The 23883-nt window shown below is 40.6% G+C and carries 14 protein-coding genes; 2 read left to right on the top strand and 12 right to left on the bottom strand.

Annotated elements, in window-relative coordinates; genetic code table 11:
* Positions 1 to 618 precede the first annotated feature (618 nt).
* From BLS65_RS14085 to BLS65_RS14055, 8 genes are all read right to left on the bottom strand, one after another.
* Positions 619 to 807: a CsbD family protein gene (locus tag BLS65_RS14085; RefSeq protein WP_092440111.1), complete on the bottom strand. Its 189-nt coding sequence runs from the start codon at positions 805 to 807 to the stop codon at positions 619 to 621.
* Between the two features lie 69 nt (positions 808 to 876).
* On the bottom strand, positions 877 to 1350 hold the full coding sequence (locus BLS65_RS14080; protein ID WP_092440109.1) for a universal stress protein: 474 nt from the start codon (positions 1348 to 1350) through the stop codon (positions 877 to 879).
* 278 nt (positions 1351 to 1628) lie between these two features.
* A complete protein-coding gene (locus BLS65_RS14075; RefSeq protein WP_092440107.1) occupies positions 1629 to 2513 on the bottom strand; it encodes a YihY/virulence factor BrkB family protein in 885 nt (294 codons plus the stop codon).
* 22 nt (positions 2514 to 2535) lie between these two features.
* Positions 2536 to 3699: an AsmA family protein gene (locus BLS65_RS14070; RefSeq protein WP_092440105.1), complete on the bottom strand. Its 1164-nt coding sequence runs from the start codon at positions 3697 to 3699 to the stop codon at positions 2536 to 2538.
* A 69-nt stretch (positions 3700 to 3768) separates the two neighbouring features.
* Positions 3769 to 3918: a lmo0937 family membrane protein gene (locus BLS65_RS18045; protein WP_125869884.1), complete on the bottom strand. Its 150-nt coding sequence runs from the start codon at positions 3916 to 3918 to the stop codon at positions 3769 to 3771.
* A 305-nt stretch (positions 3919 to 4223) separates the two neighbouring features.
* Positions 4224 to 4514, bottom strand: coding sequence for a chaperone modulator CbpM (locus BLS65_RS14065; protein ID WP_092440103.1), 291 nt, complete (start codon positions 4512 to 4514; stop codon positions 4224 to 4226).
* Between the two features lie 4 nt (positions 4515 to 4518).
* Positions 4519 to 5415, bottom strand: a complete 897-nt coding sequence (locus BLS65_RS14060) for a DnaJ C-terminal domain-containing protein (RefSeq protein WP_092440101.1) — start codon at positions 5413 to 5415, stop codon at positions 4519 to 4521.
* Positions 5416 to 5498: 83 nt separating this feature from the next.
* On the bottom strand, positions 5499 to 6575 hold the full coding sequence (locus BLS65_RS14055) for a baeRF3 domain-containing protein (protein ID WP_092440099.1): 1077 nt from the start codon (positions 6573 to 6575) through the stop codon (positions 5499 to 5501).
* Positions 6576 to 6860: 285 nt separating this feature from the next.
* On the opposite strand from BLS65_RS14055, the gene BLS65_RS14050 reads away from it, so the two are divergent.
* Complete coding sequence (locus BLS65_RS14050; protein ID WP_092440097.1) at positions 6861 to 8426, top strand: AsmA family protein; 1566 nt, start codon at positions 6861 to 6863, stop codon at positions 8424 to 8426.
* A gap of 22 nt (positions 8427 to 8448) precedes the next feature.
* Here the strand turns inward: BLS65_RS14050 and BLS65_RS14045 are convergent, their stop codons facing one another.
* A complete protein-coding gene (locus BLS65_RS14045; RefSeq protein WP_125869883.1) occupies positions 8449 to 9234 on the bottom strand; it encodes a DUF3108 domain-containing protein in 786 nt (261 codons plus the stop codon).
* A gap of 527 nt (positions 9235 to 9761) precedes the next feature.
* Between BLS65_RS14045 and BLS65_RS14040 the strand changes: the two genes are divergently transcribed.
* A complete protein-coding gene (locus tag BLS65_RS14040; protein ID WP_092440093.1) occupies positions 9762 to 18476 on the top strand; it encodes a glycoside hydrolase family 94 protein in 8715 nt (2904 codons plus the stop codon).
* A 428-nt stretch (positions 18477 to 18904) separates the two neighbouring features.
* Here BLS65_RS14040 and BLS65_RS14035 read toward each other — a convergent pair whose 3' ends face one another.
* The 3 genes from BLS65_RS14035 to BLS65_RS14025 all read right to left on the bottom strand — a co-directional run bounded on the left by BLS65_RS14035 (position 18905) and on the right by BLS65_RS14025 (position 23473).
* The gene (locus tag BLS65_RS14035; protein ID WP_092440091.1) at positions 18905 to 21583 is read right to left on the bottom strand and encodes a cation-translocating P-type ATPase; all 2679 of its coding nucleotides are present in this window, start codon (positions 21581 to 21583) and stop codon (positions 18905 to 18907) included.
* Positions 21584 to 21740: 157 nt separating this feature from the next.
* Complete coding sequence (locus tag BLS65_RS14030; RefSeq protein ID WP_125869882.1) at positions 21741 to 21968, bottom strand: hypothetical protein; 228 nt, start codon at positions 21966 to 21968, stop codon at positions 21741 to 21743.
* Between the two features lie 323 nt (positions 21969 to 22291).
* On the bottom strand, positions 22292 to 23473 hold the full coding sequence (locus tag BLS65_RS14025) for a glycoside hydrolase 100 family protein (protein WP_092440087.1): 1182 nt from the start codon (positions 23471 to 23473) through the stop codon (positions 22292 to 22294).
* Positions 23474 to 23883: the final 410 nt, after the last annotated feature.

Here is a 23883-nt window from a genome sequence, read left to right as displayed (position 1 = left end):
CTACAACATCGGGGTGAAACCTTCGGGGAGTAGCCCCTTATTTTTATTCAACTAACGTTTCAACTGGAATCTTTTTGTCGGACAGTAGTGAAAATTAATAAATAACAGCTTTTGTATTTTACGGTTTGAAAGTGTGGTTTATAAAGTGATTGAAATGTGAGTTGTGAAAGTATTTGCATTTTATCGACTGACATTAAACGCCTTGACGACAGAAACTACAAGCCATAATCGAGTAGCCCGCCCCGCCAGCTAGGCTGACGGGGAGAACCTCTCACACCACTGCACGTATGGGTTTACTCATCCATATATTATCTCCTTTTGAATTCGTGAGGGCTGCGCCGCTGGTATACCGGTTTTGGATAAGCCATTACATGATTGGAAGTGCTAGAAAATATGTTCGGAATGCAATAATATAAATCATTAATGCTGTTGTGGAAAACCCAAAGACACTGGTAGTAGTCCAATAGAGGTATAAACGGGCTATTACAAGCACTAAAAGAACAAGCACAACGCTTAGCTGTTTCAGTCTGTCAAATTAACTATTTTCCCAGCCCGACATACCGAAAAAAGCACCACAAAAATATGTGGTGCTTTAATCAGTAACCTATTGCGTGCAGTTTATAACTCCGAGAATATTTTCTGCAATTCTTCCTTTGTTTTGCCAAGTTTTTTTTGGAGTCGGCCTAGCAACTCGTCCTTCTTGCCTTCGACCAATAATAGATCATTGTCGGTAAGGATGGCAAATTTCTGTTTCAACTTACCCTTAATCTCGTTCCAATTTCCGTCTAATCCTGTTGACTCTTTCATAATTATAAAGTATTTGTGAAGATTAATTAATGATGTTTTTGATGACAATATATCGATACACTGTTTTTGCTATGAATTATGCTCCTTTATGGGAATTATAAATAGCGGTATAGCAGTTAGCTTTAAAACCTCAGCCGTTACACTTCCCAACAGTATTTGCTCCAACCACCGCTTGCTGTGCGAGCCCATCACAATAATATCGGCATGGTAATGCTTGGCCGTTTTTATAATGCTTTCGGCAAAATCACCACTTTCTACCACAGTCTGAATGGTTTTATCGCCGAGGTGATGTTTTAGTTTATCTAAAAAGTATTCAGATGCTTTTGTCACTCCATCGACATTAATAAATTGGAGAAAATCGGTAGAATTAAATTCACTAAATCCCATTATTGGCGACGCTTCCAGCGACGAATAGTAAGTCTGATCGGCGATTACGTGAACCAGTATTACTTCTGCATCCATAGTTTTTGCTAAAGCGAAACCCTTTTCGGCTACTTTTTTAGCGGACGGATCAAAATCCAACGCTATCAGTATCTTTTTCATGATTATAAGGCTATATGTAAATCCATTGTGTTTATTTATTCAGGTTGGTTCTATTCATTTTGCAGCAAATACTGCTGAGTAAAGAACACACACAAAGTTGGCTTATATCCCCTATTAAATGTTACATGATTATGCGAAAGAGTTACATCATTCCCACATTTGGAGGAGATGAGGAAGAAGTAATTAATTGCAAAGAAAAATACGGAGAGATGGAGCAATAACAGCAACCATTTCTACTTCTTAATCTCCTTCTTTTTTACCGAAAGCTTCACAGGATCTTATTTCATAACAGCCGCTTCGGTTGGAAGAACTAAACCATCGTAATAATCGGAATACACTTTTGTGAATTCGGCTCCAAAGAATACAATCATTGCAGAATACGAGGTCCATAATAGAATAAGAACAATGGAGCCTGCTGGACCGTATCCTAATCCAGGGCTTGCTTTGCCAAAGTATAACCCCAATGCCGACTCGCCTAGCGCAAATAATACCGATGTGAAAAATGCCCCAATCCATACGGAATGCCATTTGACTTCAGCATCGGGCAGTATCTTAAACATCAATGCAAACAGTACGGTAATAATAGTTAGAGAAAGGAAAAAGTTGAGAAACTTAAACAGAAACAACGATGAATCGGACCAGTATTGCTGCACCCATGAGCCAAGAGCGGCGATTAACGAGGACATTACCAGCGAAATGAGCAACAGAAAAGCAACCGACAAAATCAATCCGAACGAAAACAACCTAGTTTTAAGAAATGACCAAATGCCAGATATGGAAGCTGATGCTTTTACCTCCCAAATAATATTTATCGATTTTTGAAGTTCAACGAATACGGCAGTGGCTCCAATTATTATCGTTGCTAGTCCTATTATGGTGGCCCATACCGAACTTTTACTTTTAACGGACATCATTATCATGGACTGGATTTGATCCGCCACATCGCTGCCCATAGCTCCAGCAATTTGTGCGTGCAGGTGACCACTAACCGCATCGGCACCAAAGAAATAACCGGCAAGAGCAAGCACCACAACTAATAATCCGGGAATGGCAAATATTGCGTTGTAAGCAATAATGGCTCCTTGACGAAAAGGATCGCGGTTATACCATTTCTTTACAGTGGTTAAAAGTATTGTGCCTAACTTGTTAAATCGCAATTTCATAAATATTAATGTTCAGCTGTAGCTACTTCTTGTCAATATTTTTGGGCTTATCGTCGGTCTTAGTAAAGATTTTTTCAACAAGATTCTTCTTGTTGAATTTTTCGAGCGCATCAACTGAGGATAAGTTTATTTGATAATCAATTGCCGGTTTAATTGCCTGTATAAATGCGTTGCGCAGTAGCCCCAGTGCTGCATACCAAGTATTCACCGTGGTTTTCTCAAGGTTTCCCTCCATAGGGATTTTTGTAGCGATCTGTCCCTCTTCTGGATTCTTTAGGATAACTGCGGCTGTGCCAACAATCCCTTCCCATATTTTATTACCGAAACTGTCGTTCTTATCTTCAGGGCCAACAACATCAAGATCCTTGATTATGGGCTTTACGTAACCAATAAACCGTTGGTCTTTGCTCGCGAGTTCGGTATATAAACCAAATGTTCCCTTGTTTACATCAATGGATGCATAGGCTTGGAATAAATCATTCAAATCGGGAAGGTTGGTATTTGCCAATTCTGCGTTCATATCAAAAGATGGGTAAATGGCCATTGGATCCATCTTCATTTTAAAGGTTAAATCGCCCCCATATAGATTCGCATTGGCTACCACGGTGGCTGGAAGTGATGCAGTATCCTTAACACTGGTAAGATTTTGAGCAAGGATGTGGACTTTGTCCAACCATATATTTACGGTAGGTGTCGATGTGGAATCGATATACTGTATTTTGCCGTTATGTACTACTAATCGATTAATTTTTAGAGGCATAAATGATTTCAGAACTTTCCGGAAGTCGTTGGTGTCTTTTTGAATATCTGCTGGCTCTACTTTGTCTTTTGTAAACCGGATTACCGGATTTAAAGCATCCACTTCGCCAACAAGCTGTCCTTGAAGCAACGATGTCCATTCTACCGAAAGATCAATTGCCTTTGAAGAAATAAATGGTGTTCGATCCTTCGATGTGGTATCTACTTTGTCTATATGAAAATCTTTTAACACATAAGCACCTCTTAGGAGCGAAATATCAATATTGTCGATGTGGCCCCAATAGCCATGCATACGGGCTAGCGTTTTGTTTGCATAGTGCAGCACCACAAATGGTAATGCAATACGGATCATAATAAAAAAGGAAATTACAGCAGCTAAGATTATCCATTTTTTCTTGCTAGTTGGCTTCGATCCGAACAATTTCATCGTATGAATTTAGGGGTAATTAATAGCAATAGTGGTGGGTTTCGTATGCCCGATAGTTTTATGCGAAGTCTATTTTTTGCCTCTGATTACTCTGATGAGAACGGAAATAATCGCTAAAACCAATAACAAGTGTATAATTGCACCAAGGTGAAAAACAAAAAAACCAAGAGCCCAGATAATTAGTATAACAATGGCTAATACATAAAGTAGATTGGTCATGATAGGCGTTTTAGTAAAAATATGTAAGTGTTATTACCCAGCAAAGGTCGGTGTCTTTGAAAGGAAAAGAGTTATACAATTAATGAAATTAGTTGTATAATTCCCACAATTATAAGGAGCCGATCAAAGTTTTCGAGTCAATCGGCTATAGGAAGGAGACGTGTTGCCCTATATTTTTTTTAACGAACGCCTAAACCACTATTGTGGCTGCAACACAATTGCAATAAAACTGAGGTTGTTTCTTTTTGACAATGATTTAGAGATCAGAATCGTGCTTGTAGATAAAGTGCATTAATCTTAAGCAATTAAAGATTTTCATATAGGCGAAGCCTGTTTTTAAGTGTAGTAATTTCGTCCTGCATATCAACTATTCGCTGCAAAAGGTGAGTGATGGTGTCAATGCCTTCTAAGTTAATATCCAGCTCGTAATAGAGCCGAATAATTTTTTCGATTTGCTCGAGCTGGCTCACATGAATATATCCAGTTTCTTGAATGGTTGTAATCTCGATCAATCCGGTTTCTTGCAGCAAACCGATAAATGAAATCTCAACGTTGTGGCTGGCGCAGAATTCATCTGCAGGTATCAACTTTTTCATCAGATTAGTCTTTAGGGTTGAGATTTGCCAGTTCAGAAAATAGTTCCTTTTGCTTTTCGGTTAAATTCGTTGGAATCTTGATGGCGTAGGTTACATAAAGATCACCAAATTGCCCCTTACTTTTATAAACCGGAAATCCTTTACCGCTCAATTTCACCTTGCTTCCACTCTGGGTTCCCGCCTTTACATTCAATTTTACTTTTCCGCTTATGGTATTGATAGTGATTTCGCCGCCTAGCACGGCGGCGTATAAATCAACATCAACATTCATGTATAAATTATGGCCCAAGCGTTTAAAAACAAGATGGTCGGCAATTTTAAAAGTGATGTACAGATCGCCATTTGGTCCTCCGTTATTTCCATCACCGCCATGCCCCGCAATTTTAATAATTTGTCCGTTTTCAATTCCGGCCGGGATTGTAATCCTTATATTACTTCCGTTTACTGTTAACGTTTGTTTGTGGGTTTCATACGCATCCAACAAATTGAGACTGATTTCGGCATTGTAATCTTCGCCGCGATATTGCATCTGCCTGCTTCTGCCTGCATTTGGAGACCCACCAAACATGGATTCGAAAAATCCAGAAAAATCCCCTGAGAATTGCGATCCTGATGATCCTGATCTCTGATGCGATGCTTGCTGCTGCCGTTGTCCGGCACTCTCGAACTGATCGGCATGTTGCCAATCCTTTCCATATTGATCGTATTTTTTTCGCTTTACAGGATCACTCAAAACCTCATTGGCCTCATTGATTTGCTGAAAATTCATTTTCGCATCCTTGTCGTTTGGATTCAAATCGGGATGATGCTTTCGGGCAAGTTTGCGATAGGCATTTTTAATTTCCTTGTCAGTCGCCTTTTTATCAATTCCCAGAATCTTATAATAGTCTACGAATGTCATATAACTTTTGAATTGAGTAATCAGTATTTAAGGAGTGGAATGGATAGACGCTTATCTAACACCTTTCCACTCCAATTAGTTTACTAGTACCGAACCTTTAAGGCAATTTTTCCAAAAGATTTAAATTCTTCACTATTAGTAAAGATAGCACGTCCCTTTTTCGAAATGACTTCCCATGCCATTTCACTGGTAATATCGTCAATTACGCCAGGAAGAGTAACATCCTTTACCAAATGAAATGAAGATTGGTCATCCATTATCACCGCTTGATGATAATCTTCATGAGTAATCAGTAAATCACCTCTTCCTGATTGAACAGCAAGAAATATTTCCGCTAAATCGGTAAGAACTTTCCCATGACCTGCGGCCTCCTTCATTTCATGAATGGCTTTAACCCTCATTTCATTCTTTACTTCACTTACTATTTTCCATGATTCGGTAGCCAAAGAAAGACTATTCGAGTTGTTGAAATTCAAACTAACATTCCCGTAATAGATAGAAGGTTTATCGGCAACTCGCATCAGCTGGCTCCAATTACTTTCAGTGCAAATCACAACAATATTCATATCCGTTTTATTCTGAATTTTCACCAATGCTTTGTCGATATTGTTGAAAAAATCACGGATATAATTATCGATCTGTTTACTATCTATTGCTTTATCCTGATCGATTAAGAAATGTGGATTTTTGTCGAACGGAAAGTCTTTATCGGAAATTTCTCCCACGATACGATCATTTATGGCGTGCAATAAGCGAACATCCGATTGTGAAAGTACCATGATAAGATAATCTTCATCTCGGTTAAAATCCTTAATCAGAGGTTTTATTACAAAATTTTCGGCTACCGAGACTACATTTTGACGCGTCGGCCACGATGATTTTACGATTTCTGTTGTAGTATTGGAGAGTAAGATATGAAGACTATCCAGTAAAGAATTAAAATCAATTTGCTCCTGAATATTTTCAATTTTATTCAGCAGATTTTTTATATCAAAATGCCCAAATTCCTTAACCACATTATCGTTTGCTTTCTTTATTAGTTTTTGAAATTCGACAATGTCTTTTTGATTGTCGGAAAAATTTCGGTGCGTATTCATTGAAATGGTTACACATGGGTTGCTTCTCTCGGAAGCCAGTCTTTCTAATTTATCTTTTTGCATCGTTTGGATTTTTCGATTTACCGCATCTGGCGGGGCAGAAATGTTGTATTTTTAACAACAATACAAAGTTAAATGAAGGGTGATTTAGGATGTTACAAAACTTTAGTGAAAAGTTACATCTTTCCCACATTAGCTGCAAAGCATAATCGTGATGTGTGAATGTTGTAACTTATATTTCGAATAGTGTAATTACGCTGACTACAAAACACACCAACTTTACAAAATTTGAATCGCGACAGAAATCATGAAATTTGCTTAATACAAACAATTTAATTTTCGGGTTACATGAAGATAATTTTGAGAGTTTTAATTGGAATATTTGTGCTGGTGCTGGTTACGATTATTGTAAACGCATTCGTTGTGGAGCCTTGGGTCCAGAAAAAAATGGAAACTGCGTTTAATGAAACGACTGCTGATTATAACCTGAAAATAGGAAGGGTTCATCTGTCAGTCTTCAGACCTGAAGTGGAAATTGAAGATATTGTAATTCAATCAATCCATGAAAAGAATGGGGTGCCTAGTTTGACGGGTATGATCACATCTGTAAAAATTATAGGGATCAATCTCCGCAAAGCGATATTCGACAAGGATATTGAAGTGAGTGAAGTAAATATATCTAAAAGTAGTATAGTTGGACAAATTCTGTTTGAAAAGCAAACAAAAGCGCCAAAAATTTCGACATTAAACATCAGGATAGATCGCCTTATTTTTGATAAACTGGGGGTGGATATTAAGGATAGCTCTTCCCTAAGTGAGTATGTATTAAAAGATGCCATATTTAAAGCATACGACTTGCATATTGAAAAACGAGACACATTTACGACCAAAATCATAAGTAAATTTGATTTTGACGTAGAGGCGTTTGATGGAGTATCTGCTGATAGTATGTATACTTATAAGGCCATAGGTCTCAATTACTCGGGAAATAAAAATGTTTTGTCTGTTAGCCATTTTTCCATTCATCCGAACTACAAAGATTACGAATTCACCTCCCTTTATCAGTTTCAGACAGACCGAATTGAAGCCGATTTAAATGCAATTAACTTCTATGAATTTTCGGTTCCTGATTATCTCAAAACCGGTTCTCTGATATGTTCATATATTGAAATAGGAAAAATGGATATAAATGCTTTTCGCGACAAGCGTAAACCCTTTAAGCATATAAACAAGCCTGCATTTCAAGATATGATTTACAACTATCCCGGAAAGATCGATATTGATTCAATCGCGTTTTTAGCAGGGAATATAGGCTATACAGAACACGCTGAGAAGGCATCTGAGCCGGGAAACATACAATTTAATCAGTTTAATGCAAGGCTTTACAAGATCACTAACGATACCATTTATAAAACTAAAAAGGCATTTATGGAATTGAAGACGGAGGCCATGCTAATGGGAAAGTCGGAAATAGTAATCGCATTAAAATCACAAATATTTAACACAAGTAATACCTTCACAGTAGATTGCAGTATTTCGAAAATGAAAATAAGCGATTTACGCTCTATGCTTGAAAATAATGCGCGTATAAATGTCCCCTCGGGTATTATTGATGGAATGAAATTCAACTTCACGGCAAACAATACGAAAGCATTGGGTAAGATGACTTTTCTTTACCATGGATTGGATTTTACAGCTAAAAACAAACAAACTGATAAAAAGGGAGTCAAGGCCTGGATTCTCTCATTACTTGGCGACAAGATAATATTGGATTCAAATCCACTCCCGGGCGAGCAGATAAGAATCGGAATCATAGACCAAGAAAGAGACCCGGAACGATTTCTGTTTAATTACTGCGCTAAATCAATTTTTTCAGGAATCAAACAAAGCGTTAATAAGACTTCAGGAAAATAAAAACCGGAAAAGTAAATACCTTCTACTTCTTAAACGTCACTGGGTTTGCCAGATTCTCATATTTTATGAGTTTTAAATTGACAACTCCCGCAATGCGAATGGCCATCTTTACCTGTACTGGGATACAATTATCATCGTCGGTAAACCAAACGGTTAGGTCATCGGCTCGCTTAAACATCCGCCCCACTTCCACAAGAGGACAAATTTTATGACATTTAACTTTCCCAAAATTGGTTTGGATAGTTTCTTTACCCTTGTAAATAAATCGAAGCGGAAATACTTCATCGGAAAAAAACATATTCAGCAACAGCGAATCACCTTCCGAAATTTTTGAAAAATCGATTCGTCTAATGTAATACATGGTCGAGGATAAATCGAGAATCTTTTGGGGAACAGGATGAGTTCCGCTCGATTTTGAGGTTACCATTCTACCTTTCTGGTCGTATGTTACATCGTTGGTTCTGGTGTAATGTCCTTCCTTTATATTACTAATCTGCTTGTATGGCAGGTTAGTTTCTTTATCGAACCAGCTCTCATAAATATCTTTCACGCCATAAAGCGTTTCGGCCAATCCAGTAGTTTGAACAATGGTTGATGAATGGAAAACCGATTTATTATTGTATAAATCTTCGGAAAGTATCAATGTTCCTATTCCGGCTGAAATAAAACCATACTTGAGTTGAAAAGTTAGTACTTCACCCGCTTTAAAAGCGTTATTTTTTTTAATTGGTGGATTGAATATTTCCTGACCATCGACTGCAATAGTCAACTGCAAAAGGAGGAGGAGAAAACATGTGCGAACTACCATATCTCGAAGTTTCAATTTGAATAATCTATTAGCGGTACAAAGGTTAAGCAAATTGTTGAGTGAATTGTTGCAAAATTAATGAATTAAGTTACATAATTCACACCTTTTCAAAATAGTTGAAGGAGATAAGACCATTGTCATATTCTCCAGTAATATTAAATGCTTTGAATCGCGGCAATGACTCTGAATCTTCGGTTCAGAATTATCCCTCCTACCCAAAGCGTATCATCATCGGGTTGAGCAAGAATGATTGGATGCGGAAACTTTAGTTAATAATTGCACCCTTGATATCTTTTTTTAATCATTCTGCACCTCCTAACTCAGTGCAATTAGCCTTTTTAACGTATTCAAAATGTGGCAATAATGTAACATATTTTTAAAAAAGTGTAACAACTTAAACGGATTTAATGCATAACCTTACCATTTAACTATAGAGAACTAATTCATACTAAAACAGTTAATAAGTTCCTGCCACTTTGCTTACTATGAATTACTTGCCACTTTTTTGATATAAACTCGGTGAAATTATGAAAGTAGTGTTTTCAAAAATAAACAAATCATTACATAACCTGAAGACCCATATATGGGAAAAGGATATTTTAAATAAGTACACTAACGGAGAACCACTGTTGAACTCGGAACTTTACAGCGCCGAACAAATGGAGCAGCATGGCAAAACTTTGGCTGGGTTGCATATTTTGGGTCCAAAATCCAAACCCGACCAGCACCTGCTTTCGCGTCTTGCAGAAAACGAAACTATCCTGATTAAAGTTCACGATATAGTTTATGAGGCAGTTAAGAATGAAATGCTGATTACCCCTGCCGCCGAATGGCTGCTCGATAATTTTTATTTAATTGAAGAACATATACGTACCGGAAAAAGGCATTTTCCAAAAAGGTACAGCAAAGAGCTGCCAAAGTTGCTCGATGGCAAATCGGACGGGCTTCCACGTGTTTACGATATTGCTAAAGAAATAATATCTCATGGCGAGGGGCATGTAGACCCTATAAATTTGCGTCGATTTGTAACTTCTTACCAATCAATTACTCCATTAAAATTGGGTGAACTTTGGGCTATTCCCATAATGCTAAGGTTGGCCATTATCGAGAACCTTCGCCGTGTTGCGGTAAGAATTGCTGCCGGTCGAGCCGACAGAGATCTAGCCAATTCGTGGGTCGACAGAATGACGGAAACCGCTGATAAAGATCCAAAAAATTTGATTCTATTGGTTGCCGACATGGTAAGGTCTGAGCCGCCAATGACAACACCTTTTGTTTCGGAATTTGTAAGGCGATTACAGGGCCGTGGTCCAGCCTTGGCATTTCCATTAACATGGATTGCACAACAACTGTCCGAATCGAATCAAACAATAGCCCAGCTAATCCAATTTGGATCTCAGGAACAGGCAGCCGACCAAGTTTCTATCAGCAATAGTATTGGTAGCCTTCGTCTAATAAGCGCTTTGGATTGGCGCGAATTTGTGGAATCGATGAGTCAAGTTGAGCATGTGCTCCTCGATGACCCATCGAAAGCATACCACTTAATGGATTTTAGCACTCGCGACCATTATCGGCACGTAGTTGAAAGAATTGGAAAATACTGTAACTATTCTGAAATTGAAGTAGCGCATAAAGCCATTGAACTTGCAAAAAATAGTGCTGGAATCAATGGGGTGGATGATCGTAAGTCTCATGTTGGGTTTTACCTCATCGACAAGGGCTTACCTCAACTTGAAGCCTTGGTAAATGTTAAACTGCCTTTACCTTCAGTGTTTAGGAAGATTGCTAACAGGGTTCCACTATTCTTGTACCTGGGTTCGATTGCTCTTTTAACATTTGGCTTAAGTCTCTGCCTTTTAGTAAAGGCTCAAAGTAACGGAATAGGTAGCTGGCACATTTGGGTTTTAGGTTTACTGCTGGTTTTTTGCTGTAGTTATTTGTCAATGGCTCTTGTAAACTGGCTAGTTACACTTTTTGCAGATCCATCTCCATTGCCGCGCCTCGATTACGCTAAAGGTATTCCTCCAGAATTTCGAACCATGGTTGTAGTGCCAACTATGATTACAAGCCCCCATAACATTGATAATTTACTAGAAGCTCTTGAAGTAAGGTATTTAGCAAATCAGAATAAAAACCTGCACTTTGGCTTACTAACCGATTTTAAAGATGCCGCACAAGAAACACTAGAGGAAGACAATTTGCTTGTTCAACTTGCAGTAAATGGGATTATAGCGTTAAATGAAAAATACCCTGGTGATGATAAGGATACGTTTTTTCTCTTCCATCGCCCTAGGAGATGGAATCCAACGGATAAGATATGGATGGGCTATGAGCGAAAAAGGGGGAAACTATCCGACCTGAACTCTTTGTTTCGGGGTGGTCCAAAAAATTTGTTTACGCACATAATTGGCAATACAGAGGTTTTAAATAAAATAAAATATGTAATTACGCTCGACACCGACACTCAATTACCGCGCGACTCGGCTCGTCAATTCGTTGGGGCCATGTCGCATCCGCTAAACAAACCAAAATACGACACAAAAAAACAGCGTGTAACGGAAGGGTATAGCATTCTGCAACCAAGGGTTGCTGTAAGTTTACCGGGCACAAACCGGTCGAGATATGCAAAACTCTTCGGCAACGAGCCAGGTATCGATCCATACACTCGTGCAATTTCCGACGTGTATCAGGATTTATTTGGTGAGGGTTCCTTTATTGGTAAAGGCATTTACGATGTCGATTCGTTTGAGCAAGCGCTAAAGGGTCGATTCGCGGAAAACAGAATTCTGAGTCACGATTTGCTGGAGGGCTGCTATTCCCGGGCAGGTTTATTAAGCGATGTTCTCCTATTTGAAGAATACCCAGCCAACTATGTCACCGATGTAAACCGTCGACATAGATGGATAAGAGGAGACTGGCAATTGCTCCCTTGGCTTTTACCCTATATACCTAAGGTGAATAATGCGCCACGAAAAAACCCTCTTTCGCTACTGTCGTGGTGGAAAATTCTCGATAATCTGAGGCGAAGTGTAGTTCCGGTAGCACTATTAACTATTTTGCTACTTGGTTGGACTATTTTGTTATCGCCATTGTTCTGGACACTAATTGTAATCGGAATCATTCTAATTCCCACACTAATTACTTCGGTTTTTCAAATTTTTCAGAAACCAAAGGATGTGCTCCTAATTCAGCATTTTAACGCAATTAAGCAGGCAATAATCCGACAGCTGTTTCAGGCAGCATTTATTCTTGTCAGCCTTCCTTTCGAAGCGTTTTATAGCATGGATGCCTTGCTGCGAACTTGCTGGAGATTATTGATCTCAAAAAAACGACTGCTCGAGTGGAAATCTGCAGATAGCAACGATCGCCAAAAAGGGAATCAACTTTATGAATCGTTTCGTACCATTTGGGTATCGCCCATAATAGCAATTCTGTCGGCAACTTATCTTTCAATATTCCAACCGTTAACACTTGCAATGGTTTGGCCTATAATAGGGCTTTGGTTCGTTTTTCCGGCTATTGCATGGTGGATCAGCAAACCCCTTGTACCTTATGTAGCAAAGCTGAGCAATAAGCAGCATCTTTTTCTCAGGAAGTTGTCCCGTAAAATATGGTACTTCTTTGAAACATTTGTTGGGCCCGACGATAACTGGCTACCCCCCGATAACTATCAGGAGGAACCTATTTCGGTAATAGCCCATCGAACTTCGCCTACAAACATTGGCCTTTCGCTTCTAGCAAACCTGTCGGCTTACGACTTTGGCTATATTATGACCGGTGAACTACTTAACCGTATTTCGAACGCCTACGGAACAATGAATATAATGGAGCGCCATCTGGGGCACTTCTACAACTGGTACGACACTCAAACTTTACAGCCGTTAAGGCCTCTATATGTTTCGTCGGTCGACAGCGGCAACCTAGCGGGTCATTTGCTTACGCTTCAGCAAGGGCTAATCAGTTTGCCCAACAATTCGATTCTTGGGCTCCGGCTTTTTGAAGGGATAAACGATACGCTACAAGTTCTAACTGAACAATCGGGAAAATCGCATGCGGCCGAATTTGCTCTATTTCAAAAACATATAGCAGCAGTTTTAAAGGTACAGCCTGTTACACTTACTCATTTGCAAAAAAGTTTGAAAAATCTCGTAGAAGCTTCTACTGAGATTGCAAATAAAGCAAACTCTGATGTGCAATTTGGTGCGTGGGCTCATATTCTTTTAAAACAGTGTAAAGCAGCCCTCGACGAACTAGAGTACTTGGTTCCGTGGATTTTGCACCCTGCATTCCCAGATATAGCGAACAAGTACCCAGAGTTGAATGCAATTCCAACATTACAGCAAATTGCCACAACTAATGTAGAAAAATACACCACTTATGAACAGCTTGTTTCAGATAAAGTAAGCGGGCTTGAGTTGAATGATGATTTAATCGATTTTCTCAAAAGAGCCGTTGAAATTGCAAAGGAAAGAATCGATATTATTGGCTCAATCGCCAAACAAACAGCAAACTTTGCTGTAATGGATTACGATTTTATTTACGACAAGTCAATTCATTTGCAAGCCATAGGTTACAATGTTGAAGACCAGAAAAGCGATTTAAGCTACTACGATTTATTAGCATCAGAAGCTCGCTTGTCAAGCTTTGTGGCTATTGCTCAGGATAAAGTTCCGCAGGAAAGTTGGTTTGCGCTTGGGCGACTTCTTACAACCGTTAACGGCGACCCTGTTTTGCTATCGTGGAGCGGATCGATGTTTGAATACCTTATGCCTCTTTTAGTGATGCCGACATATGAGAATAGTTTGCTTTATCAGACCTGCAAAGTAGCAGTTGAACAGCAAATTGAATACGGAAAAGTAAGAGGTGTTCCATGGGGTATTTCAGAATCGGGGTACAATAACGTTGATGTGAACCTTAACTACCAGTATAGGGCATTTGGTGTTCCAGGCCTAGGGCTAAAAAGAGGGCTCTCGGATGATTTGGTTATTGCACCCTATGCAACAGCAATGGCACTCATGGTTAAGCCCAAAGAGGCTTGTGAAAACCTTGAACGATTAGCCGATGAAGGTAACATGGGTGAATATGGTTTCTACGAAGCGATTGATTACACACCTATTCGCTTACCACGAGGCCAATCGAAAGTTGTTGTAAAATCGTATATGGCGCACCATAAGGGAATGAGTTTTCTCTCCTTGGCTTACGTTTTACTCGATTGCCCAATGCAAAAGAGATTTGAGGCAGAACCAATATTTCAGGCCACAATGCTCTTGCTTCAGGAAAGAATTCCAAAGGCAACAGCCTCTTTTCAGAGTACGTTAAACGAAATAAGCACCCGCACAGTTCTTAATAACCCCGAAATGCCCCTTAGGGTATTCACCACGCCAAACACGCCATATCCAGAAGTTAAGCTTCTTTCGAATGGGGGAATGTATAAGGTAATAATTACGAATGCTGGTGGAGGATACAGCCATTGGAAAGATATTGCTATAACCCGATGGCGCGAGGACAGCACCTGCGATAATTGGGGTACTTTTTGCTATATTCGTGATGCTGAAAACGGGAATTTTTGGTCAACGGCATTTCAGCCTACACTTAAGCATCCCGATAAGTATGAGGTCATATTTTCGGAAGGACGGGCAGAATTTCGTCGTCGAGACTATAATATTGACACACACACCGATATTGTTGTATCTCCTGAAGACGACATAGAACTACGAAGGGTTAAGATAACAAATCGTTCTCGTACAAAGAGAATTATCGACATTACCAGCTATGCTGAAGTAGTTCTCACGACAAACGCCGCCGACTTATCGCATCCTGCATTCAGCAACCTTTTTGTGCAAACAGAAATTATTCACCAACGACAGGCAATTTTGTGCACCCGTCGACCTAGATCAGCCGATGAAAAATTGCCATGGATGTTTCATCTGATGGCCGTTCATGGGGCGGAAATTCGGAATATTACCTACGAAACCGATCGTATGCAATTCATTGGGCGCGGAAACTCTCTTGCTTCGCCAGCCGCAATGACTAATTCTAAACCACTTACAGATAGCGAGGGTTCAGTACTCGACCCCATTGTTGCCATTCAGTATAGCATTATACTTGAGCCTGGGGCAATGGCATCAATTGATATAGTAACAGGAATTAGCGAGTCTCGCGATGGAGCATTATATCTTGTTGAGAAGTATCAGGATAAACAGATAGCAACCCGCGTTTTTGAACTTGCATGGACACATAGCCAGGTGATTCTTCGTCAAATTAATGCCACCGAATCGGACGCTCAACTTTACAGCCGGCTTGCCAGTTCAATAATTTTTGCAAACTCACAACTTCGGGCTGAGCCAGAAATTATTGAGAAAAATCGACGAGGGCAGTACGGTCTTTGGGGGTATGCAATCTCGGGCGATTTACCAATTGTGCTACTGCAAATTGAAGATCCAACTAACATTAATCTTGTGCGGCAACTTGTTCAGGCGCACACATACTGGAGTTTAAAAGGTCTGGCTGTTGATCTTGTAATTTGGAACGAAGACCATGCTGGTTATCGTCAGCTACTGCAGGAGCAAATTATAGGGCTAATAGCTACTGGAATAGGTCATAACGTCCTTGACATACCAGGAGGAATATTTGTACGCTCGGCTGACCAAATATCAAACGAGGATCGTATTTTATTCCAAACAGTTGCCCGAGTTATTATTAGCGATACCCGCGGAACCCTTGCCGAGCAAATAAATCGCTTTAGCCCAATGGCTTCGCAGGTACCATACTTAAAACCAACCCGAGCATACAAGCCCAACCCTCAGCCGGAAGTTATGCTACCGCGGCAAGATCTGATTTTCTATAACGGGCTTGGTGGATTTACTTCCGATGGTCGAGAATATGTAATTACAATATCGAAGGATAAAGTAACACCTGCACCTTGGGTAAATGTTTTGGCAAATGCCAATTTTGGAACTGTAATTTCGGAGAATGGACTCGCCTACACTTGGGCTGAAAACGCCCACGAGTTTCGACTATCGCCATGGTATAACGACCCAGTAACTGATTCGAGCGGCGAGGCCATGTATATCCGTGACGAAGAAACAGGCCATTTTTGGTCGCCAACACCGCTAACCGACAGCGAATCGAAACTTTACTTAACACGCCACGGTTTTGGTTACAGCGTATTTGAGCATAATGAAGGTGGCATTGTTAGCGAACTATGGGTTTATGTTGCAACAGATGCTTCGGTAAAGTTTTCAGTATTAAAAGTAAAAAACTTATCGGTTAGGCCATGCAAACTTTCAGCGACAAGTGTTGTAGAATGGGTATTAGGAGATATGCGACATAAAAATGCAATGCATATTAACACTAGTGTCGATTTTAACAGTAATGTAATATTTGCAGTAAACCCCTATAGCCCAGAGTTTTCTTCTCGGGTAGCTTTTCTTCAGACCGACGAAGCAGTTTGCTATACTACCTGCGACCGTAAAGAGTTTTTAGGCCGCAATGGTTCTCTTAAAAGGCCAGCAGCGATGCTGCGTTCTCGCCTTTCGGGGAAAAAGGGCGCTGCGCTCGATCCCTGTGCAGCCATACAGGTTCCATTTGATCTTGCTGTTGGGGAGGAGCGTGAAATTATATTCAGACTTGGTGCAGGCACGAGCAAGGAAGATGCTAACAGCACTATTAACCGTTTTCGCGGTTCAAGGGCTGCATATACAGCACTTGAGGCTGTATGGCACTATTGGAGCCAAACACTTGGCACTATTCAGGTGGAAACGCCCGATCTATCGCTAAATGTTCTGGCTAACGGATGGCTTGTATACCAAACTTTGGCATGCCGAATTTGGGCGCGCAGCGGCTATTACCAGTCGGGGGGAGCATTTGGTTACCGCGATCAACTGCAGGACGGAATGTCCTTACTCTTTGCCAAGCCCGATATTCTACGCAACTTACTTCTGCTATTTGCAAGCCGACAGTTTCCTGAGGGTGATGTCCAGCACTGGTGGCATCCTCCTGTAGGCAGGGGTGTTCGTACGCATTGCTCCGACGACTACCTCTGGCTACCACTGGCTACCTGTCGCTACGTAAAAGGAACTGGCGATACCGGAGTTTTGAACGAAGAAGTATATTTTATTGATGGTCGCATGGTGAAGCCAGAGGACGATTCATACTACGATCTACCAAATCGCTCGGCAGAGAAAACTACCCTATATAATCATTGTAAAAAATCAATACAGCATGGCCTTAAGTTTGGCGACCATGGACTCCCACTTATTGGAACCTGCGACTGGAACGATGGGATGAATATGGTAGGGCATAAGGGTAAGGGCGAAAGCGTTTGGCTTGGCTTCTTTCTTTTCGAAGTCCTAAATCAATTTATCGAACTTGCTCAAACTAAAGAAGATTTTGAGTTTGTTGAACAATGTAAAAATGCGGCTATAGAGATTCAACAAAATATTGAAAAAAATGCATGGGATGGAGAGTGGTACCGCCGCGCCTACTTCGACAGCGGAGAACCGCTCGGGTCGTCGGGCAACGAGGAATGCCAAATTGATTCCATTTCGCAAAGTTGGTCGGTCCTTTCGGGAGTGGGCAGCAAAGAACGGACGCTAATTGCAATGGAATCGGCCAATAAAAGGCTTGTTCAGCGTGAGCAAGGGTTTGTTCAATTGCTCAACCCACCTTTTGATAAATCGAACCAGAACCCCGGTTATATCAAGGGATACGTTCCGGGAGTAAGAGAAAACGGGGGACAGTACACCCATGCAGCCATTTGGTTGGCAATGGCTTTCTCAAAATTAGGCGACAACGAAAAAGCCTACGAAATTCTATCAATCATTAACCCGATTAACCATACCAGAACCCCAGATGGGGTTGAAAGGTATAAAGTTGAACCATACGTAATGGCTGCCGATGTGTATGCCCTTTCGCCTCATATTGGTAGGGGTGGATGGACTTGGTACACGGGATCGTCTAGCTGGATGTATAGGCTTATAATGGAATCGGTGCTCGGATTAAAGCTTGAAGTTGATAAACTATTTGTTAACCCTAAAGTGCCTTCCGACTGGGAAATATTTAAGATTCATTACCGCTTCAAAGAAACAAGGTATCAGATTGTGGTAACTCAGGTGCATGAAGGAAAAGTTAGGCAAACCATAAAACTTGATGGAGCTGAAAGTAACATCAATTACATTAACCTGGTAAACGATGGGAAGGAGCATCTTGTAGAGGTGAAACTTTACAGGGAAGGTGTGTAAAATCACCTTTCTTGAAGTGTGTTTTGGAGGTTACAAATGATATTAATTGCTTATGATTACAGAAATAGTTGGTGACTTTAAGGAGGATATCAATTATTTTAGGGCAAAGGGTTGAAGAGAATATGGACACTGCTTGAAAGCAACCCATCAGCAAAACCCCTTTTAGATGAGCAATAGTATTAATAAAAAGGAGATAGCCATTAGGCTATCTCCTTTTTAATTTAAACGCATTTGCAAGTAAGAGTGCAAGTGATTCCATTTCTAGTCACAAGACCTGAATTATCGGGAGAAGTGGGCTATCACTATTTGAAGTTAAGTCCAATTGCTAGAAAAGTATTGTCCTGTCTAAAGTCTCTACTGGATACTTTTGCATTTTTGTAATTGTTGCAAAAGTTACAATTGAGTGAAAACATGATTTTCAAAAATCTTTAAATCTTTTCATTTGTATGCCTGATTCGATTTGCCCGTACCCGGATAAATATTTTGATAATCTCATTTACAAACAGCGGAACCAAACCTAAAGAAATCGCAATTAACCAACCTCTCAAATCAAGCATTTGCAAATGAAATGCCCTTTGCATAAATGGAACCATGATAACCATTAGCTGTAACAGAACACCCAATACAATTGCTCCTACTAGGTATTTATTGGTGAATATCCCAATCTGGAAAATTGATTTTGAGCTGTTTCTGACAGCAAGCGAGAAAAACATCTGGCACAATACTAGTACCATGAAAGCCATGGTCCGGGCATATTCAACCGTGTTTACTGGAGCTGATTTGTCAAACGGGCTGAATCCATGTTCGTAATAACCGTACCAAAAAGCGAGGATTGTTAGCGCACCAATTAACATACCACCAAGAATAATATGAAATCCCGCTCCTCCGGCAAAGAAACTTTCTTTTGCATCGCGTGGTTTTTCTTTCATCACATCGGGAGTTCCTGGATCCATACCTAACGCAATAGCAGGAAAAGAGTCAGTAATTAGGTTAATCCACAACAGTTGAGTAGCAATTAACGGGGCTGCTAAACCCATCATAAGCGTAACAAACATGGCAATTACTTCGCCCAAATTACACGTAAGCAAAAAGACAACGGCCTTTTTTATATTACTGTAGATATTCCGACCTTGTTCTATGGCTGAAACAATGGTTGCAAAATTGTCGTCCATCAGAATCATATCAGATGCACCTTTGGCCACATCGGTGCCAGTTATTCCCATTGCCACACCAATATCGGCAGCATTGAGCGAGGGGGCATCGTTTACTCCGTCGCCGGTCATGGAAACAATATTACCATGCGACTTGAGGGCATGCACAATTTTGACTTTGTGTTCGGGTGAAACCCTCGCAAACACACGATACTGTGTAATTTTTTCTGCGAGTTCTTTTTCCGAAAGATCATCTAACGCCTCGCCCGTAATAGATTGGTCAATAGAGTCAGCCATCCCCAGTTCGCGGGCAATGGCGAATGCGGTATTCTTATGGTCGCCAGTAATCATGATAGTAGTAATACCCGCAAGTTTTGCTTTTTGAATAGATTCTTTCACTTCAGGCCGAGGCGGGTCAATCATACCTACAAGCCCAACTAAAATGAGGTCTTTCTCCATTTCAGCACCTTCAATTACGGAATCAACCGGCTTATACCCCACGCCAAGCGTACGGAGTGCATTGTCCGACATTATCTCCGCTGCATCGAGATATCTTTTTTTGTGCTCTTTGGTAATCGGAATTACTTGCCCTTTTTCTAAAACTCGTGTTGAAATTTTAATAAGATTACCGATTGCCCCCTTTGTATAAACCGTAAATTCTTTGTTTTCTTGGTATAGTGTTGACATTAATTTCCGATCGGAATCGAAAGAAAGCTCACTGGCACGACTGGCCTGAGTGTTTAATTTCTTTCTATCAATTCCCAAATCATCTCCAAGAAGGAGTAATGCAATTTCTGTTGGATCGCCTGTGCCTTTGCTGTTTTCGTAAGTTGCATCTGAGTTCAGTATCATGGCTTTGGCAAGCAATTTCGCATCGTCGGTAGCACTGTTTTTTGAATTACGCTCGACAACTATTTCACCCTCAAGGTTGAAATAAGTTTTTACGGTCATTTTGTTTTGGGTAAGTGTGCCTGTTTTATCGGAACAGATAATATTGACCGAACCAAGTGTTTCAACAGCAGGTAATTTCTTGATAACCGCCTTTCGCTTCGACATGCCCGTAACGCCAATGGAGAGAACAACTGCTACAATGGCTGCAAGCCCTTCGGGAATAGCCGCCACTGCTAGCGAAACCGACAAAATAAACATTTCGGCCAAATCGCGACCCTGAATTATTGCAATAACAAAAATGAGAACACATATTCCTATAGCAAACAATCCAAGTGATTTCCCTAGTTTATCTAACCTGATTTCCAACGGGGTTTTCTCCTTTTTTTCGGAATTGATGATATTGGCGATTTTACCTACTTCTGTATTCATGCCAGTTTCTACCACAACGCCAGCTCCTCTCCCACTGGTCACAAGGGTGGACATAAACGCCATATTAATACGGTCGCCCAATGGAGTTTTAAGGTCGCTATAAACTTGTTTTGCATCTTTATCGGCGGAAACAGACTCGCCAGTGAGCGCCGATTCCTCTATCTGAAGATTGGCAGACTCGATTAAACGAATATCAGCGGAGATGAAACGTCCGGCATCAAGAATGAGAATATCACCGGGAACAACTTCGTGTGAATTTACTTCTTTCACCTCGCCGTTTCGGCGGACAAGTGCTTTTGGAAACGACATTTTCTGAAGCGCCTCAATTGCCTTTCCTGCTTTCACTTCCTGTATAACGCCAAGAACAGCATTGGTTATTATGACCAAGATGATGATTGTGGCATCGACATACTCACCCATAATCAGGGTGATGACCACTGCCGCTAATAAAACATAGATAAGCCACTCCTGAAGCTGGGCAACAAAAAGTTGGAAGATGTTCTTTTTCTTTTTCGTAAGCAATTGATTCGCACCGTATTTTTTAAGACGGACTTTTGCTTCCTCATCTGAAAGGCCGGACAATGCATCAACATTTATTTCCTTAAGGACGTCTTCTATAGATTTGGAAAACCACATTTTCTGAGTTATAAATTATTCTTGATTTTTTTATTGAAAACATCTCTGCAAACTAAAAGCGGCTTAAGAAGATATATTTAAAAATAGCCCCCAAGTCATAAAACAATTCATCTGTTGATTTGCTAGTGAAATTGGATTTCATCGAAGCCATCATGTTTTATTTTGAACTTTTAGGATGCTCCAATTTGTATTTGTTCAACAGAGAATTCAGCGATTCATAATAGGCACTTAAGTTCTTCAGCGTAATTTCCACATTTTCTTCTGATGGGATTGTTGCAGGCATTTCTTCTAAAAAATCAGACAATTCAGGATACTGGTCCTTAATTGTCATTGTAACCTTTAGAATTTTTGCGTTCAAATCCTTTTCAATCTCTTTGTTGTTCATGGCCATAATTGTTTAGTGTCAAAATATTGCTGCCAGCCTGGTTTCCCAAGGCATTTCTTAGCTAGGAGACCCATCTCCCATTCTTATTTTCAGTTCGCCCAAATCATAGAGCAGGTCATCTACTCTCGGATTTGTCGAATTTATTTTCTACGATTCAACATATTCATTTTCTTGTTTCTCTTAATGTCGCCATTGATTTTTGAAAAGACTAAGTTAGGGTAAAGAGAAAGATAAAGTGTTACAGAACTTAGAGAAGAAATTACATCATTCACACCTTTACGAAAGGATAATAACATTGTCAATTCTTCATTGATGTTGGTTTTTTATTTAGGTAACGGGCAGCGCATGTCGTCGAAAAATGGCGTGCTTTTTAGTTCAACACTTTTTGCAGCATACAAATACATGGCAGCGCTCCAGGTTTGCCAGTCTTGTCCCATGGGTTTTCCATCCTGAGCTTTTATCCACTCGTTAAATCCAAAACCGAGTTCCTTGTTGCTCGTTATTTTGGTAAGATGAGTAAGGGCAACAAGTTTTTCCGTAGCAAGCGTGTATCTTTTGGCGGCAACCAAAGCGGCCACATAAAATCCACAGATAAATGGCCAGATACCGCCATTGTGATAGTCTCCGGGATTATTAAACAGTTTGTATCGCGGCAACCAGTCTGGATCTTCAGGTTGAATAAATGGGAAGAAATTTGGCGGCAGGTCGACTGCCAATTCACCTCTTTTTCGCATAGCCGCGCACTCCTGCTCTATCCAAGATACCATTTCGTCGGCACGTGATGGTGATGCAATTCCAGAGAGAATGGCTATACTGTTGCCAAGAAGGTCGAAACTTTCGCTACTGTATATTTTATACGACCAAAAAGCAAAATAAGGCTTGCGTTTTACCATGAGTCCTTCATACAAATGGCGGTGATTGCTGTCGCTGGAGGTGGTAAATCGGTCCATTTCATGACGAACCTTATCAGCCCTTTCGTGTCTGCCCAACATCCTCAGATAACTATACACCAAAGTGTTTACAAACAGGCCATAGCCAGTAACCCATTGTTCGTCGCGCCAGTCGCTGGTAGGTTGCTGGGCAACCAGATACCGATCGGAAGGGCTTTGATATTCCATCCAAATGAGGCTTTTTTCAACTGCTTCCTGAAGAAAGTCAGGCTCATTAACCGCTTTCCTGAAAATACCTACACCGAGCAAAAAAAGTGGAGTAGTATCGCTCGCCCCACGATCATCTTTATTGTGCACCAGCGAAGTGATATGTCCATGTTCTGTCTGATTTTTCGCCAATGTCTCCAATACTCTCCGAATACTATCAAGTAACTTTTGATTTCCGGAAACCGCAATGCCCAAAATGGAAATCATTAAATCGCGGGTGTATGGCTCCGGATATCCCCAACCGGCTGTGCGGGGAAGTCCATGAAAGGGGCCATGAGCATTATGAAGCAATACGTCGAGGGCAGCCTTTTTTGCTTCCTCAATTTCCAACAAATTTGCTGTTTGCATGGTATCTGTTTTATAGAAAGCCGGAAGACCGAAGACGGAAGAGGCCGTTTACTTCGGACTCGGGACTTCTAACTTTTTTATTGTATTCCCTTAAATCCGCAGGTCGATTGCTAGGTTTTAAATCTTAGCGTATTTAGGTTTGCTTGGTGGATATTTTGCCATTTTTTTGGTTCGACATAGCCCTTCTTTGCGTCACTTCTTCCGTTTTTCGCTCCCCCTATGGTTTGCAACTTCCTTTTTTGGAAGCCTGCAACAATAAAAACCGTAACGAACCGTAAGTGTCAGGTATTCAATTACTAGCTATTGAGGCGCGGGCATACCTTTCCCATTGGGCACAGCAGCGTGGCCGCTTCACTCCAGCAGCAGGTGGTATTTCTTGGCCGAAAAGAGCTTTAGGATGCGCTGTCGTC

This window comes from Williamwhitmania taraxaci (genome assembly GCF_900096565.1).
Lineage (GTDB): Bacteria > Bacteroidota > Bacteroidia > Bacteroidales > Williamwhitmaniaceae > Williamwhitmania > Williamwhitmania taraxaci.
Note: the sequence above shows the minus strand (reverse complement) of the source record. Positions and strands in the feature narration are given on the sequence as shown.

Bases quoted from the DNA above. Each gene is read 5' to 3' on its own strand.
- BLS65_RS14035 (WP_092440091.1), bottom strand. From the start codon at position 21,583: ATGTGGTTTTCCAAATCTATAGAAGACGTCCTTAAGGAAATAAATGTT.
- BLS65_RS18045 (WP_125869884.1), bottom strand. From the start codon at position 3,918: ATGACCAATCTACTTTATGTATTAGCCATTGTTATACTAATTATCTGG.
- BLS65_RS14065 (WP_092440103.1), bottom strand. From the start codon at position 4,514: ATGAAAAAGTTGATACCTGCAGATGAATTCTGCGCCAGCCACAACGTT.
- BLS65_RS14055 (WP_092440099.1), bottom strand. From the start codon at position 6,575: ATGCAAAAAGATAAATTAGAAAGACTGGCTTCCGAGAGAAGCAACCCA.
- BLS65_RS14070 (WP_092440105.1), bottom strand. From the start codon at position 3,699: ATGAAATTGTTCGGATCGAAGCCAACTAGCAAGAAAAAATGGATAATC.
- BLS65_RS14030 (WP_125869882.1), bottom strand. From the start codon at position 21,968: ATGAACAACAAAGAGATTGAAAAGGATTTGAACGCAAAAATTCTAAAG.
- BLS65_RS14080 (WP_092440109.1), bottom strand. From the start codon at position 1,350: ATGAAAAAGATACTGATAGCGTTGGATTTTGATCCGTCCGCTAAAAAA.
- BLS65_RS14040 (WP_092440093.1), top strand. From the start codon at position 9,762: ATGAAAGTAGTGTTTTCAAAAATAAACAAATCATTACATAACCTGAAG.
- BLS65_RS14025 (WP_092440087.1), bottom strand. From the start codon at position 23,473: ATGCAAACAGCAAATTTGTTGGAAATTGAGGAAGCAAAAAAGGCTGCC.
- BLS65_RS14045 (WP_125869883.1), bottom strand. From the start codon at position 9,234: ATGGTAGTTCGCACATGTTTTCTCCTCCTCCTTTTGCAGTTGACTATT.
- BLS65_RS14075 (WP_092440107.1), bottom strand. From the start codon at position 2,513: ATGAAATTGCGATTTAACAAGTTAGGCACAATACTTTTAACCACTGTA.
- BLS65_RS14050 (WP_092440097.1), top strand. From the start codon at position 6,861: ATGAAGATAATTTTGAGAGTTTTAATTGGAATATTTGTGCTGGTGCTG.
- BLS65_RS14085 (WP_092440111.1), bottom strand. From the start codon at position 807: ATGAAAGAGTCAACAGGATTAGACGGAAATTGGAACGAGATTAAGGGT.
- BLS65_RS14060 (WP_092440101.1), bottom strand. From the start codon at position 5,415: ATGACATTCGTAGACTATTATAAGATTCTGGGAATTGATAAAAAGGCG.